The organism is Jannaschia maritima, from assembly GCF_030973515.1.
GTDB lineage: Bacteria > Pseudomonadota > Alphaproteobacteria > Rhodobacterales > Rhodobacteraceae > Jannaschia > Jannaschia maritima.
The window spans coordinates 188450-203842 of the sequence record NZ_JARGZA010000002.1 but is presented as its reverse complement, the minus strand read 5'-3'; the positions used below and the strand labels follow the sequence as shown (position 1 = coordinate 203842).

The following is a 15393-nucleotide window of genomic DNA, read 5'->3' as shown; positions in this document are numbered from 1 at the left end:
GTGGGTACGGGCATGTCTGAGGGGCAACCCAAGCACGTCGTCGTCCTGATGGGCGGCCGATCGGCCGAGCGCGAGGTTTCGCTCTCGACAGGGCGTGGCTGCGCCGTGGCGCTGCGGGGCGAGGGGTTCGACGTGACGGAACTGGATGCCGGCGCCGATCTGCCCGCGCGCCTGATCGACCTGGCGCCCGACGTGGTCTTCAACGCGCTGCACGGGCCGTTCGGCGAGGACGGGCGCGTCCAGGGACTGATGGATTGGCTCGGGCTGCGCTATACCCATTCCGGGGTGTTGGCCTCCGCGCTGGCGATCGACAAGACGCGCACGAAGGACCTGTTCCGCGCGCAGGGGATACCGGTTCCAGATGGCGTCATCGTTCCGAAGGCACGGGCCGCCGCGTTGCACGTGATGCCCCCCCCCTATGTCGTGAAGCCCAACGACGAAGGGTCGTCCGTGGGCGTCTATATCGTGCCCCAGGGCGCAAACCGCCCGCCCGCCCTGGGCGACGACATGCCCGACACGGTCATGGTCGAAGCCTATGTTCCCGGGCGCGAGCTGACCTGCACGGTGCTGGGCGATGTGGCGCTGGCCGTGACCGAGATCGTGACGGACGGCTGGTACGACTACGACGCGAAGTACGCGCCGGGCGGATCGCGTCACGTGATCCCCGCCGCCATCCCCGATGAGGTTACACAGGCCTGCCGCGACCTCGCACGCCGCGCCCACGACGCGCTGGGCTGCCGTTCGCTCAGCCGGACCGATTTTCGCTGGGACGAGGGCGGGCAAGGGCTGCTGGTGCTGGAAACGAACACCCAGCCCGGCATGACGCCGACCTCGCTGACGCCCGAGGCCGCGGCCGAGGCGGGAATCCCGTTCGGGGCATTGTGCCGCAGATTGGTGGAGGATGCATGGATCCGGTGACACGCAGGGCCGACCCGGCCCCCTCGGTGCTGTCCTACAGATTGAATCGCCTGTGGCTGCGGCGCGGGATTCGCTTGGCCGTGCTGCGCGGGCTGCCCCTGGCGGCCGCGCTCGCCGCCGGTCTGGTCTGGGCGTCCGATCCCGACCGTCGCGCGGCTATGACACAGTCGGCGCAGACCGTCGCGGAGGCGATCCGCGGCCGTCCGGAGTTCGCCGTCACGCAATTGCGGGTGGAGGGGGCCGACGGATCGCTGCGGACTGCGATCGCGCAGGTCGCCGACCTGCGCTTCCCGGTCAGCCGTTTCGACCTGGACCTGCCGGCCCTGGTCGCGCGGTTGGAGGCGCTCGACCCGGTCCATTCGGCGGAGGCGATGCTCCGCACCGGCGGCGTTCTGTTGGTCCGCGTGGCGGAGCGCCGTGCCGTGGTCGCCCACCTCGAGGCGGGCACCGTCACGGCGCGTGATGCGACCGGTCATCGCGTCGCCACCCTGGACGACGTGGCGAAGGCGGGCGCGTTGCCGCTGATCGCGGGTCCGGGTGCGCAGGACGCGGTTGGCCAGGCGCTGGCGCTGACGCGCGCCGCTGCGCCGCTGGAGGATGACCTCGTGGGCCTCGTCCGGGTCGGCAAGCGGCGCTGGGACCTCGTGCTGTCGGACGACCGCCGCATCCTGCTGCCGGAGGCCGCGCCGGTCCAAGCCCTCGACCGAGCGCTGGCGATGCATGCGGCCAAGGACGTGCTATCGCGCGACGTGGCCGTGCTGGACATGCGGCTGCGCGGACGCCCCGTCCTTCGGCTGTCGGCGCGCGCTCTCGATGAGCTGCACCGCCTGCGCGCCGGCGGCCCCGAAACACAGATCGCGGAGACGACCCGATGAGCCGATTGTTCCAGGCCCAGCGCGCCATGCGCCGCAAGCGGCAGGCCGCCCTCGCCCGCGGGGTGGTGGCGATCCTCGACGTGGGGACGTTCAACACCACGTGCCTGGTCCTGCGGTTCGAGCAGAACACGCCGACGGGCGAGGGGGTGGGCCAGATGGCGGGCCAGTCCAACGTCCGAGTCATCGGCGCGGCCACCACGCAGGCCCGGGGCATGCGTTTGGGCGAGGTCGACACCATGCCGGAGGTCGAGCGCGCGATCCGCACCGTCGTCCAGGCTGCACAGAAAATGGCGGGCCTGCGCGTGGACCACGTCATCGCCAGCTTCTCCGGCGGCCGGCCCGAGAGCATCGCCCTGCAGGGCGAGGCGTCACTGCGCGACGGACCCTGCGACGTCCACGACGTCGCCCACGTCCTCGCCTCCATCGACACGCCCGACCTGGGCGAGGGGCGCGAGGCGATGCATGCCCAGCCCGTCAACTTCGGGATCGACCACCGGACGCAGCTGCGCGATCCCCGCGGTCAGACCGGCGAGGCGCTGTCCGCAGACCTGCATCTGCTGTCGGTCGATGCCCATGCGATCGAGAACCTGCTGACCTGCCTGCATCGCTGCGACCTCGAATGCGCGGGATTGGCCAGCGCGCCCTATGCCGCTGCCACGGCCGTGCTGGTGGAGGACGAGAAGGAACTGGGCGCTGCATGCATCGACATGGGCGCGGGCACCACGGGCGTCACGATCTTCGCGCGGCGGCACATGATCTATTCCTCGACCGTGCGGATGGGGGGCGACCACGTCACCGCCGACATCAGCCAGGGCTTGCGCGTGCCCCACGACGTGGCGGAGCGGATCAAGTGCCGCTTCGGCGGCGTCCATGCCACGGGGCAGGACGACCGCGAGCGCATCGCCCTGGAGGCCGAGACGGGCGATTGGCACCATGACCGCCGTTCGGTCACGCGGACCGAGCTGATCGGCATCGTCCGTCCGCGCCTGGAGGAGGTGCTGGAGGCTGCCCGCATCCGGCTGGACGAGGCCGGGTTCGACCACCTGCCGGGACAGCGCATCGTGCTGACGGGCGGGGCCAGCCACATCCCGGGCCTGGACGGGCTCGCCACGCGGATCCTGGGGAACCAAGTCCGCCTCGGCCGTCCGATGCGCGTGCAGGGCCTGCCCGAGATGGCGAAGGGGCCGTCCTTCGCGGCCTGCGTCGGCTTGTGCATGCACGCCGCGGCCCCCCAGGACGAGTTCTGGGACTTCGACGCCGTCGGTCCGCGCGACGCGGGCCGTCCCGTGAAGCGGGCGTTGCGCTGGTTCGCGGAGAATTGGTGACGATTTGATCGGATGGCGATCGCCCCTGGCAGGTCCCTGCCGATGGGGCGGCTACCATATGGTAGCCATTCTTTTGAGTGGGATGCGTGGCGAACTTGATGCGAGGACGTCAGTGCGACGGGGCCGGATCGTTAACCCTTTGGCAAGGCCTGCGACTTTCGTGCCGGAGTTGGCCGGTCCGATTCGTTTTTTCGCGTGACGGGCGGGAAACCATTCGTTAGGCCTGTACCCCAAGAACAACGCGCAAAGCGGTAACGGGCCTCAAGGCAGGGCCAAAGCACAGGTGGACGAGCAGATGACATTGAACCTGACGATGCCGGGCGGTGGGCCCGATAACGACCTGCGTCCGCGGATCACCGTGTTCGGTGTGGGCGGGGCGGGCGGCAACGCCGTCGACAACATGATCGAGAAGGATCTCGACGGGGTCGACTTCGTGGTCGCCAACACGGACGCGCAGGCTCTGACGCAGTCCAAGTCGCAGACCCGGGTGCAACTCGGCATGCGCGTCACCGAAGGGTTGGGCGCGGGCGCGCGTCCCTCCGTCGGGGCATCGGCCGCGGAGGAGACGATCGAGGAGATCGTCGACCGTCTGGCGGGTGCGCACATGTGCTTCATCACCGCCGGCATGGGCGGTGGCACCGGCACGGGCGCCGCGCCGATCATCGCGCAGGCCGCGCGTGAACTGGGCATCCTGACGGTAGGCGTCGTGACCAAGCCCTTCGCCTTCGAGGGATCGAAGCGCATGCGCCAGGCCGAGGAGGGCGTGGAGGCGCTGCAGAAGGTCGTCGACACCCTCATCATCATTCCGAACCAGAACCTGTTCCGGCTCGCCAACGAGAAGACTACCTTCACCGAAGCGTTCAGCATGGCCGACGACGTGCTGTACCAGGGCGTGAAGGGCGTCACCGACCTGATGGTCCGGCCCGGCATGATCAACCTCGACTTCGCCGACGTCCGTTCGGTGATGGACGAGATGGGCAAGGCCATGATGGGGACCGGCGAGGCATCCGGCGAGGATCGCGCCCAGGTCGCCGCCGAGAAGGCCATCGCCAATCCGCTGCTCGACGAGTTGTCGCTGAAGGGCGCGAAGGGCGTCCTGATCAACATCACCGGTGGCTATGACCTGACCCTGTTCGAGATGGACGAGGCAGCCAACGTCATCCGCGAGCAGGTGGACGAGGACGCGAACATCATCGTCGGCTCGACGCTGGATCCCGACATGGACGGCGCCATGCGCGTCTCGGTCGTCGCGACCGGCATCGACGCATCCGTCGCCGTGCAGGACACGCCCGCCCCGCGCCGTCGCCTGACGGAGGCCACCGCGCCCGCCGCGACCCAGCAGGCCGCCGCGGCCCGCGTGGCGCCCGAGGCCGTCCCCGCTCCCGTCGAGATGCCCGCCGCGGTGGACACGCAGGCCCCGGTCACGCCAATCGCGGAAGCGCGTCCCGACGCGCCCCAGTCCCCCGCCGAGCCGTCCTTCTTCGATGCCCGCGATGTCCACGCGGTGGAGGAGCAGTCCGCCGCCGACGCGTTCTTCGGTCGCGCTGCGCGCCGGCCGGCCGCGGACGACCTGCCGCCCCCGGCCTATGCGCCGGCAGCCCGGGCGCCCGCCCCGGCGCCGGAACCGATCCGGCCCAGCTTCGGTGCCCAGCGCGGCGGGGCCCAACCCTCGCCGGAAGTCATGGACCGCCTGCGTGCCGCCGTGCGCAAGAACGGCCCGGACGACGGAGGTCAGGCCGACCGTCCCGACAGCGCGCGGTTCGGCATCGGGTCGCTGATAAACCGCATGACCGGAACCCCCGAAGGTGCGGCCCCTGCACGGCACGAGCCGTCCGCGGCGCCCCGGGCCGCCGCCCCCGCCCCGGAGGAGGAGCGGATCGAGATCCCCGCGTTCCTGCGCCGCCAGGCCAACTGATCGAACGACACGCCGGGGTGCCCTGCCCCCCGGATCGCGGCGGCCCCCCGGGGCCGCCGCAATGCGTTTCCGGTAACACTTTCGACGCCCTCGTCGGGTGGGTTTCGCTGCGACCCGGGACGCAAACCCCTTCCGCCAATGGAGAAACTGGCTCCGCGTGATCGTCGGTCGTTCCTTTCCCGCCGATCGGTGGCGGGTCTGTTGCAGATCGTAACGGTGGTTGATTTGTCGGTCGCCCCCGCGGTCCGTATCTATCGTCCACGGAAGGGCGCGCAGAATGCCCACCGGATCGAGCGGTTAGGGGCATCCGATGCAGAAGACGATCAAGACGGCGATCCACCTCGGGGGCGTCGGCCTCCATTCCGGCGAGGCCGCGCGCCTGTCGATCCATCCGGCCGGCATCCACCACGGCATTTGGTTCCGCCGATCCGATGTGGACGGCAACAACATGATCCCCGCGCGCCACGATGCGGTCGAACTCTCGCCGTTGTGCACGCTGCTGGTGAACGAGGCGGGCGTTTCGGTGTCGACGGTCGAGCACCTGATGGCCGCGCTGTGCGGTTGCGGCATCACGAACGCCATCGTCGACGTCGACGGGCCGGAGGTTCCGATCCTGGACGGGTCGGCAGCGAAGTTCGTCCGTGCCATCCTGGATGCGGGCATCCGCAGGCAGGCTGCCCCCGTACATGCGATCGAGGTCCTGCGCCGCATCGCCGTCCGGCACGGCGATGCCTATGCCGAACTGACGCCGGCGGGCGAGTTGGAGATCGATTTCGACATCGCCTTCCCAGACGCGGCGATCGGACACCAGCACAAGACCCTGCGCCTGTCGAACGGCACCTTCGCGCGCGAACTGGCCGATAGCCGTACCTTCTGCCGTCAGTCGGACGTCGACGCGATGCGTGCGGCCGGCAAGGCGCTGGGCGGGTCGCTGGACAACGCGGTGGTGGTCGACGGTGATCGGGTCGTGAACCCCGGTGGTCTGCGCCACTCCGACGAGGCGGTGCGCCACAAGATGCTGGATGCCCTGGGGGATCTCGCCCTGGCCGGCGCCCCGATCCTTGGTCGCTATTCCGGGATCCGGGCGGGACATGCGATGACGAACCGCCTGCTGCATGCCTTGTTCGCCGACCCGCTCGGCTATCGTATCCGCACGCTGTCCGCGGCGGAGGCGCGGGTTCTTCCCGGCGCCGGGATCGAGCACGACCGCTTCGCGCACTTCTGACGCGCGGGTGACGCGTGCGCTTCACACCCGGTGGACCGCGGGTTATGGTCTGCGGCGACGGGCGGACAGCGCGGACGAGGGGTCGATGAACGAGAACTGGCTTCGATGGACGCGGGGCGCGGGTCTCGTGGCGATGGCAGTCGCGGCGGCGGCTTGCAGCCGGGACGAGGCCATCGACTTGGAGAACACCGCGCCTGAAGCTATCTATCAGCAGGCCGAGGCGGAACTGGCCAACAACGACCCTGACGATGCGGCGCTACTGTTCGCCGAGGTCGAACGGCTCTATCCCTATTCGGAATGGGCGAAGCGCGCGCTGATCATGCAGGCGTTCTCCTATCACCAAGATCGAGACTACGAGAACGCCCGTGGCGCCGCGCAGCGGTTCATCGACTTCTATCCGGGTGACGAGGATGCGGCCTATGCGCAGTACCTGCTTGCGCTGTCCTACTACGACCAGATCGATCAGGTGGGCCGTGACCAGGGCCTGACCTTCCAGGCTCTGCAATCGCTGCGAACGGTGATCGAACGGTATCCCGATACGGAATATTCGCGGTCGAGCATCCTGAAGTTCGATCTGGCCTTCGACCACCTGGCGGCGAAGGAGATGGAGATCGGGCGCTATTACCTGAAGCGCGGGCATCATTCCGCCGCGATCAACCGGTTCCGCGCGGTGGTGGAGGAGTTCCAGACCACCACGCACACGCCGGAGGCCCTGCTGCGGCTGGTCGAGGCGTATCTCGCCCTGGGGCTGACGCAGGAAGCGCAGACCGCGGGTGCGATCCTGGGATACAACTTCCAGGGCTCGCCCTTCTACGATGACGCCTTCGCGCAGCTGACGGGTCGTGGCCTCGCCCCGGAGGCGGCGGGACGGTCCTGGCTTCGCTCCGTCTATGATCGGACGATCCGCGGCCGCTGGCTCTGACGGCGATCGGCGCGACCGCGCCCCTCGCCAAGGGGCATGGGGCGGATTAACTGTTCCGTCATGCTCCGCAGCCTCGACATAAGCGACATGCTGATCATCGACCGCCTGTCGCTGGACCTCGGCGGCGGGCTGAACGTGCTGACCGGCGAGACGGGGGCGGGAAAGTCGATCCTGCTCGATTCGTTGGGTTTCGTGCTGGGCTGGCGGGGCCGGGCGGCCCTTGTCCGATCTGGCGCGGCGCAGGGGCAGGTCACCGCGACCTTCGATCTGCCCGACGGTCATCCCGCCCACGCCGTCTTGTCCGATGCGGGCATCGAGGCCGAAGATGGGGAGTTGCTGCTGCGGCGAGTGAACACCGCCGATGGACGCAAGACGGCTTGGGTGAACGGCACACGCGTATCCGGCGATACGTTGCGGGCCCTGTCCGACACGTTGCTGGAACTGCACGGTCAGCACGATGATCGTGGCCTCCTCGACCCGCGGGGCCATCGCGCGCTGTTGGACGCGTTCGTGGGCGCGGGGCCCGCGGCGGCGAAGGTCCGGGCGACGTGGCGGGCCGTGGCGGCGGCCCGGTCCGATCTGACACAGGCCCGCGAGGCGATCGAAGCCCTGCGTGCGGAGGAGGAGTACCTTCGGCACAACACCGCGGAATTGGAGGAACTGGATCCACAGCCGGGGGAGGATGCGACCCTGGATGCCGAGCGTCGTCGGATGCAGGGTGCGGAACGAGTCCGCCATGACGTGGCCCGTGCGTTGGAGGGTTTGGGGCCCTCCGGAGCCGAGGCCGCGATGACGGACGCCGCCCGGTGGCTGGAAGGCGCGCGCGATGGTGCGGGCGAGGTCCTGGATGCGCCGTTGGCCGCCCTGGACCGTGCGCTGGCCGAACTGTCGGAGGCCCAGGCCGGGGTGGAGGACGCGCTCGATGCGTTGGACTTCGACCCGTCGGAACTGGAACGGACGGAGGAACGGCTGTTCGCGCTGCGCGGCTTGGCCCGGAAGCATGGCGTCGTCCCCGACGACCTGTCCGCATTCGCCGTCGATCTACGGGACCGGCTGGACAAGCTGGACGGATCGGCGCGGGGATTGTCCGATCTCGAGGCCGCGCTGACCGCCGCGCAGGCCGACTACGACGTGGCGGCGGCCAAGCTGTCGGAGTTGCGACGCGAGGGGGCGGCACGGCTGGACGTCGCGATGGCAGGCGAGCTGGCCCCCCTGAAGATGGAACGCGCCGTCTTCACGACCCTGGTGGAGCCCGCCGATCCCGGCCCGGAAGGGACGGAAACGGTCACGTTCCAAGTCGCCACGAATCCGGGCGCGCCGTCGGGTCCGTTGTCGAAGATCGCGTCGGGGGGCGAGTTGTCGCGCTTCCTGCTAGCCCTGAAGGTTTGCCTGACGGGCGGGGACCGTGCGCGGACCCTGATCTTCGACGAGATCGACCGAGGCGTGGGCGGAGCCACGGCCGACGCGGTGGGGCGCCGCCTGAAGGCGCTGGCCGACGGAGGGCAGGTGCTTGTCGTCACCCACTCGCCGCAGGTCGCCGCCCTGGGGGCGCATCACTGGCGGGTCGAGAAGCGGGTGGAGGGTGAGATCACGCTGAGTCGCGTGGTGCCCGTCGCGCGACGCGACCGCATCGACGAGATCGCGCGCATGCTGTCGGGTGACAGCGTCACCGATGCCGCACGCGCCGCGGCGGAGGCGTTGCTGGACGCCGCTTGAGGGCGACGGGCCGGCCCCCTAGGCTTCCCCCGTGTCCGATGGCGTCCAACCCCGCACCGCACTGATTCCCGCCCGCCTGCGGGCGGCCTGGGACCTGGTGCGGGACCGTGGGCCGAACCAAGTCCAGTTTTGGTTGATCGCCTTGGGGATCGGCATCGCCAGCGGATATGTCGCCGTGGGGTTCATGACGGCCATCCGCACGCTTCAGACGTTCCTGTACGGGACGGAAGATCCCCGCAACCTGCACAGCTTCGCCGCCACCTTGCCTTGGTGGTGGATCCTTCTGTTGCCCGCCATCGGGGGCCTCGTCGTCGGGTTCGTCCTGAATCGTTTCACCCCCGATGGACGGGTTCGCGGCGTCGCAGAGGTGATCGAGGGGGCCGCGCTGCGGGAGGGGCGGGTCGAGCAGCGCGCGGGCCTCGCGTCCATCGCGGCATCGCTGATAACCCTGTCTTCGGGTGGTTCGTCCGGGCGGGAGGGGCCGGTCGTCCATATGACCGGTCTGATCGCGGGCTGGGTGTCGAACCGCATCAACGCCGATGGCGTGACGGGGCGCGAGATCCTGGGCTGCGCCGTTGCCGCCGCGGTGGCGGCCAGCTTTAACGCGCCCTTGGCCGGAGCGTTGTTCGCCCTGGAGGTGGTGCTTCGACATTTCGCGGTACACGCATTGGCCCCGATCACGATCGCCGCCGCCTCGGGGTCGGTCATCAGCCGGGTGCATTTCGGCGACGTGACCGAATTCACGCTGCCCGAACCGGGGGCGCTGGCCTTCTATGCCGAATTGCCGGCCTTCGTTCTGCTGGGCCTGACCTGCGGACTGGTCGCGGTGGCACTGATGCGGTCGATCTTCCTGGTGGAAGACGTGGCGACCGCGATGCAATCGCGGTTCGACATTCCCGCCGTGCTGCGACCCGCGCTGTCGGGCCTGCTCCTCGGGGGCATGGCGATCTGGTTTCCGCACATTATCGGGGTCGGGTACGAAACGACCTCCGATGCGCTGTCCGGGGATCTGCTGTGGCACGAGGCAATCGTCTTCGCCGTGCTGAAGGTCGCGGCCGTGTCGATCACGATGGGGGGGCGCATGGGTGGCGGCGTCTTCTCGCCCGCATTGATGGTGGGAGCGTTGACGGGGCTGGCCTTCGGCGGCGTGGCGACGGCCCTCCTGCCGGAGATCTCGGGTGCGGAGACGCTATACGCGCTGGCGGGGATGGGCGCCGTGGCCGCGGGCGTGCTCGGTGCGCCGATCTCAACGACGCTGATCGTGTTCGAGTTGACGGGGGACTGGCAGACCGGGCTGGCGGTGATGGTGACCGTGTCGATCGCATCTGCCCTCGCGTCGCGCTTGGTGGATCGATCGTTCTTCCTGACCCAGTTGGAGCGGCGCGGCGTGCATCTGGCTGCCGGACCGCAACGCTACCTGCTGTCGACGATTCGGGTGTCGTCGATCATGCGCGCGCCGGAACACCCGCGATCCCCCGCGGCGGACGCGATCCGCCGCGCCTTGAACGACGGGCGGTTCGTGGCACCGAGCGACACCCTGGAGAAGGCGATGCCGATGTTCGAGCAGGGCGGCGTCGAGTTCGTGACCGTCGCCCGTTTGAAGGACGAGGCCGCCCCGGAGATCGTCGGCGTCGTGCTTCACGTCGATGCCCTGCGCGTGTTCAGTCGTGCCCTTGCGGAAACGGCGGCAGAGGAACACGCCTGACGGAACCCGGCACATCCGCCGAGTGGTCGGACCCTTGGCGCTGGGCATGGCGTGTCCGGCTGATATCGCAGCACCCGCCTCGCGCTTCCAAGCCATCGCGCCTCGGAGTGTCGATCTCATGCCCGGCAGCGCGTGGTCGGTTGCCTTCCGCGGTCCGGCGAGCGCGAGCGGTATGGAACGCACCTAGCGGAACGGCACATCATTCGTTGAAGGCGTCCGATCGGTCCAACCACGCCCCCGGCTCCGTCCAGCCTCGTTCCACCGCATCCAGGCGAGCGGCGCGGGGTGGGTGCGTTTCGGACCCGCGAACGGCGAAGTCCCGCCAAAGCTCCTGTGCCTGGGGCAAGCGCGCGCCCATGCGTCGCAGGACTGCACCGGCGCGGGCATCCGCGAACAGTTCGGCGGCGTGGCCCCTGCGGACCGGCCCCCGGGTATCGCCCGCGACATGATGGCCGATCTCGTGCGCGACCACCGCGATCAACGGCCATCGGTCGCCTTCGGGGCGGGTCAGCATCCCCTGCACCCAGAGCGGGTTGAACCCGATCCACGCGGCGTCGTCCCGACGATAGGCGACGGCGTTCGTGACCCAGGTCTTCGCTTCCAATCGGACGGGTTCGTCCATCGGCATGACGGTCAGCACGGCATCGGCGACGGCGCGGACGTCCGCCTCGATCCGGGTCAACTCCCCCTGCGCGATCAATTGCGCCGAGGCGGCGGTGCCCGAACCCGCGACGAGGACGACCAGGATCAGCGCCCGCAGGCCCGTCACCCCGGTCGCGTCGCGTTCCGGACACCGGCCAGCGCAGCCTGCAGCGTGTCGCGGAGGGCGCGACGCTCCTCCGGTGTCAGGAACGCGCCGATCTCGACGGGGCGGGGCCCACCCTGCAGTGTGAGGTAGTCTTCCACTGGGCCGTCCTCGTGCGACATCTCCACCCGGACCCAGTAGGGATTGGCACGCCAATCCCGGATCCGACCGTCGGGGTCCCTCCGCGTCAGATGCGCCTCGCGCGGGGTCAGTTCGAACGTCTCCTCGATCGAACGGTCGCGCCAAGACCGCTTCAGTCCCAGCCACAACAGTCCCAACGTGCCGATCGCGAAGGGCAGGATCCCCCACAACGCCGCGGTGCCGATCAACCCCAGCAAGGGAATGCACAGCATCGCGAAGCTGACGCCGATCATGCCGACGAAGCCTTCCGGCGTCAGGCTGGAATGGGGCCAAAGACGGATGGTCAGACGGTCGTCCGTCCCGCCTGACGAAAAGGCCCCGGGCGATGCCGGGGCCTGGTCTGGTTCGATGATCCGAAAGGGCATCGGACCTATCGTCGGGCCCCGTCCACGGCCGCGCTAGCCGGGGCGTCCGCATGGGGATGCCTATCCCAGATCTCCTTGGTGGGGAGCTGCTCGAACGTGTGCTCGGGCGGCGGGTTCGGCAGGATCCATTCCAGCGTATCAGCGTGCTCGCCCCAATAGGCCGGCTCCGACACCTTGCGCCCGAACCACACGGTGTAGGCGACGATCCCGATGAAGAACAGGAACGAGGCGAAGGACAGGAACGCACCCCAGGACGATACGTAATGCCACAGCGCGAAGGCATCCGGATAGTCGATGTAGCGGCGCGGCATGCCCTGACGGCCCAGGAAGTGCTGGGGGAAGAAGGTCAGGTTTGCGCCAATAAAGAACACCCAGAAGTGCACCTTGCCGGCCCATTCGGGATACTGTCGCCCCGACATCTTGCCGATCCAATAGTAGATGCCCGCGAAGATGCCGAACACGGCGCCCAGCGACATCACGTAGTGGAAGTGCGCGACCACATAGTACGTGTCGTGATACGCCCGGTCGATGCCGGCCTGAGACAACACGATGCCGGTCACGCCGCCCAGGGTGAACAGGAAGATGAACCCCATGGCGAACAGCATGGGCGTCTTGAACTCGATCGAGCCGCCCCACATCGTCGCGATCCACGAGAAGATCTTCACCCCCGTCGGCACCGCGATGATCATGGTCGCCACCATGAAGTAGGCCTGCTGCGTCAGCGACATGCCCACAGTGTACATGTGGTGCGCCCAGACCACGAACCCCAGGCCGCCGATCGCGACCATGGCGTAGACCATCGGCAGGTAGCCGAAGATCGGCTTCTTGGAGAACGTGCTGACCACGTGGCTGATGATGCCGAAGGCGGGAAGGATGACGATGTAGACCTCCGGATGGCCGAAGAACCATAGGATGTGCTGGTACAGCACCGGGTCGCCGCCACCCGCCGGGTCGAAGAAGGTCGTCCCGAAGTTGCGGTCCGTCAGCAGCATGGTGATCGCGCCGGCCAGCACGGGCAGGGCCAGCAGGATCAGCCAGGCGGTCACGAAGATCGACCACGCGAACAACGGCACCTTGTGCAGCGTCATGCCCGGCGCACGCATGTTCAGGAACGTCGTGATGATGTTGATCGCGCCCAGGATCGACGACGCGCCCGACACGTGGACCGCGAAGATCGCGATGTCGGTCGAGAAGCCGGCCTCCGTCGTGGACAGGGGCGGATACAGGACCCAACCGATGCCCGACCCGTTCTGTCCGTTGCCGCCTGGCACGAACAACGACAGGACCGCGAGCGCGGTGCCGGCCGCGAACAGCCAGAAGGACAGATTGTTCAGCCGCGGGAACGCCATGTCCGGCGCGCCGATATGCAGCGGCATGAAGTAGTTGCCGAATCCGCCGAACAGCGCGGGGATGACGATGAAGAACATCATCGTGATGCCGTGACCCGTGATCAGCACGTTCCACAGATGGCCGTTGGGCGTACATTCCCCTGCGGCGGCAGCCGTCAGGCGCGCGCCTTCCATGCACATGTACTGCACGCCCGGATCCATCAATTCCAAGCGCATGTAGACGGTCATCGCGACGCTGATGAAGCCCGCGAACCCCGACACCAGCAGGTACAGGATCCCGATGTCCTTGTGGTTCGTGGACATGAACCACCGGGTGAAGAAGCCGGGCTTCTCATGATGGTCGTGGCCCGTGATGGCGGCGTCAGCCATGCGGTCGCTCCGTCGTGGTTGGTCTGGTGGCGGTGAGACGCAAACGCACCCCTCCCGGTTGCGGGGGTTCTAGCGGGGCCGCCCGGGCAGGGCAACGCGCGGCGGGCGGGAAAATCGTCGCAGTCAGAGGGTAGTGCGGCGCAGCGGCTCCAACGCGCGGGCCTCCGCCGGAATGCGCACGAGGGCGAGGAACGCTAGGTTCGCGACACCGAACACCACGGCGATCCAGGGCAATCCCAGGACCATGGGCGCGACCACCATCTCGGCACAGACGACGGCATAGTTGGGGTGGCGCATGAACCGGAACGGCCCCTGGCGCACGACCCCCGCGCCGGGGTTTGCGGGCACGATGATTCGTGTGGTCCAGCGCGGCCCGAGCGTCGCCAGGACCCAGATGCGCAAGCCCTGCAACACGACGAAGGCGGCCAGCCATCCCAGATGGATGGGCGCGTTCCAACCCCAGATGCCCATCGCCCCGATCCACGCCGTGTGGAGCGCCACGACCACGGGGTAGTGACCGGCCCCATGCTCGACCGCGCCCGTGGCCATCAGGCGCGCGGTGTTGCGCCTGGCGAGGAACAGTTCGCCCAACCGTTGCAGCACGAGGAACGCCAGGAATGCCGCCGCCGCCATCACGCCGCGAATTCCACGGGCGTGAACGCGGCGGAGAAGCCCGGACCGAGGGCGGTCGTCATGCAACGCCCCGTCACGCCCGTCCGACGGGCCGCGTCCAGCACGAACAGGACGGTGGGCGCGGACATGTTGCCATGGCGGCGCAGAACGTCGCGTTCCAGGTCCAGTGCCCCCTGTCCGAGTTCCAGGGCCGTCTCCAGCGCGGCGATCACCTTCGCGCCGCCGGGGTGACAGATCAAACGGTCGACATCGTCGCGCTTCCGCCCCATCGCGGCGAAGGCGGCATCGCGGGCGTCCGCCATGTGGCGGGCGGCGAAATCGGGGATCGACCGATCGAAGATGACGCCCAGCCCCTCGTCGTCGACGTCCCAACCCATGATGTCGAGCGTGTCGGACCACCGATGCTGCGCGCCGGGGGCGCAGGTCATCGCACCGTCGCCGGTGGTCAGGCAGGCCGCCGCCGCGCCGTCGCCGAACAGCACCGTCGCGATGATGTCGGCCTTCTGCAAGCGGTCGGTCCGGAACGAGGTCGTGCAGGCCTCCACCACGACCAGCAGGACCTTGCTCCCGGGCGCGCCGCGCGCCAACTGGGCCGCGATCGACAAGCCGGACGCACCGCCCGCGCAGCCCAGGCCGAAGACCGGCACGCGCAGGACGTCGGCACGCAGGCCCAACTCGTCGGCGGCCACCGCTTCGAGGGTGGGGGTGGCGATGCCCGTGGAGCTGACGGTCACGACGACGTCCACGTCCGATCCATGCCAGCCGGCCTCGTCCAGGGCCCGGGTCGCGGCGGCCCGGAACAGGGCCAGGCAGCCGTCGTGCCATGCCCGGTTGCGTTCGGCCCATCCTACGCTGCGATCGTTGAACCATTCGAACGGCACGACCGATTGCCGCCGTTCGATCCCGGCGGAAGCGAAGGTGGACAGCAAGCGCGCGAACTGCGGATAGCGAGGGCCCAATACCTCCTGCGCGCGGCGGCCGACGATGTCCTGCGGCAGGTCGTACGGCGCGGTCTGGGTGGAAAGGCCCCGGATGGCCACGGGTCGCTCCATGTCTGCCCCCCGGACGCTGGACGATGCGAGTGGATACGGCACATGGGCCGGCGGAGGGGCGGATCAAGCCGATCGGGG

At 68.9% G+C, this 15393-nt stretch carries 13 protein-coding genes; 8 read left to right on the top strand and 5 right to left on the bottom strand.

The genetic code is table 11. The features are described 5' to 3' along the window. The first annotated feature begins 12 nt into the window (after positions 1–12). The 8 genes from P0084_RS02595 to P0084_RS02560 all read left to right on the top strand — a co-directional run bounded on the left by P0084_RS02595 (position 13) and on the right by P0084_RS02560 (position 10601). Positions 13–918 carry a D-alanine--D-alanine ligase gene (locus P0084_RS02595; RefSeq protein ID WP_308915239.1) on the top strand — a complete coding sequence of 302 codons (906 nt, stop codon included), beginning with the start codon at positions 13–15 and terminating at the stop codon, positions 916–918. Then, complete coding sequence (locus P0084_RS02590) at positions 915–1793, top strand: cell division protein FtsQ/DivIB (protein WP_308915238.1); 879 nt, start codon at positions 915–917, stop codon at positions 1791–1793. Before P0084_RS02595 ends, P0084_RS02590 begins: the two co-directional genes overlap by 4 nt. Continuing rightward, entirely contained in the window at positions 1790–3118 is a 1329-nt protein-coding gene (ftsA, locus tag P0084_RS02585) for a cell division protein FtsA (protein WP_308915237.1), read from the top strand. Before P0084_RS02590 ends, ftsA begins: the two co-directional genes overlap by 4 nt. A gap of 295 nt (positions 3119–3413) precedes the next feature. Next, positions 3414–5033 (top strand): cell division protein FtsZ, encoded by a 1620-nt coding sequence (ftsZ, locus tag P0084_RS02580; RefSeq protein WP_308915236.1) that lies wholly within the window; start codon positions 3414–3416, stop codon positions 5031–5033. A 310-nt stretch (positions 5034–5343) separates the two neighbouring features. After that, entirely contained in the window at positions 5344–6258 is a 915-nt protein-coding gene (gene lpxC / locus P0084_RS02575) for a UDP-3-O-acyl-N-acetylglucosamine deacetylase (RefSeq protein ID WP_308915235.1), read from the top strand. 85 nt (positions 6259–6343) lie between these two features. Then, positions 6344–7180 carry an outer membrane protein assembly factor BamD gene (locus P0084_RS02570; protein ID WP_308915234.1) on the top strand — a complete coding sequence of 279 codons (837 nt, stop codon included), beginning with the start codon at positions 6344–6346 and terminating at the stop codon, positions 7178–7180. Between the two features lie 60 nt (positions 7181–7240). Further along, positions 7241–8896 carry a DNA repair protein RecN gene (recN, locus tag P0084_RS02565; protein WP_308915233.1) on the top strand — a complete coding sequence of 552 codons (1656 nt, stop codon included), beginning with the start codon at positions 7241–7243 and terminating at the stop codon, positions 8894–8896. Between the two features lie 31 nt (positions 8897–8927). Continuing rightward, positions 8928–10601, top strand: a complete 1674-nt coding sequence (locus tag P0084_RS02560) for a chloride channel protein (protein WP_308915232.1) — start codon at positions 8928–8930, stop codon at positions 10599–10601. A 199-nt stretch (positions 10602–10800) separates the two neighbouring features. Here P0084_RS02560 and P0084_RS02555 read toward each other — a convergent pair whose 3' ends face one another. From P0084_RS02555 to P0084_RS02535, 5 genes are all read right to left on the bottom strand, one after another. Further along, positions 10801–11370, bottom strand: a complete 570-nt coding sequence (locus P0084_RS02555) for a M48 family metalloprotease (protein ID WP_308915231.1) — start codon at positions 11368–11370, stop codon at positions 10801–10803. Next, entirely contained in the window at positions 11367–11912 is a 546-nt protein-coding gene (locus P0084_RS02550) for a DUF2244 domain-containing protein (protein WP_308915230.1), read from the bottom strand. The genes P0084_RS02555 and P0084_RS02550 overlap by 4 nt, the downstream gene beginning before the upstream one ends. Positions 11913–11917: 5 nt before the next feature. Then, entirely contained in the window at positions 11918–13630 is a 1713-nt protein-coding gene (locus P0084_RS02545; RefSeq protein WP_308915229.1) for a cytochrome c oxidase subunit I, read from the bottom strand. A gap of 123 nt (positions 13631–13753) precedes the next feature. Next, the gene (locus P0084_RS02540; protein ID WP_308915228.1) at positions 13754–14263 is read right to left on the bottom strand and encodes an isoprenylcysteine carboxyl methyltransferase family protein; all 510 of its coding nucleotides are present in this window, start codon (positions 14261–14263) and stop codon (positions 13754–13756) included. Further along, the gene (locus P0084_RS02535; RefSeq protein ID WP_308915227.1) at positions 14263–15315 is read right to left on the bottom strand and encodes a type III polyketide synthase; all 1053 of its coding nucleotides are present in this window, start codon (positions 15313–15315) and stop codon (positions 14263–14265) included. Before P0084_RS02535 ends, P0084_RS02540 begins: the two co-directional genes overlap by 1 nt. Positions 15316–15393: the final 78 nt, after the last annotated feature.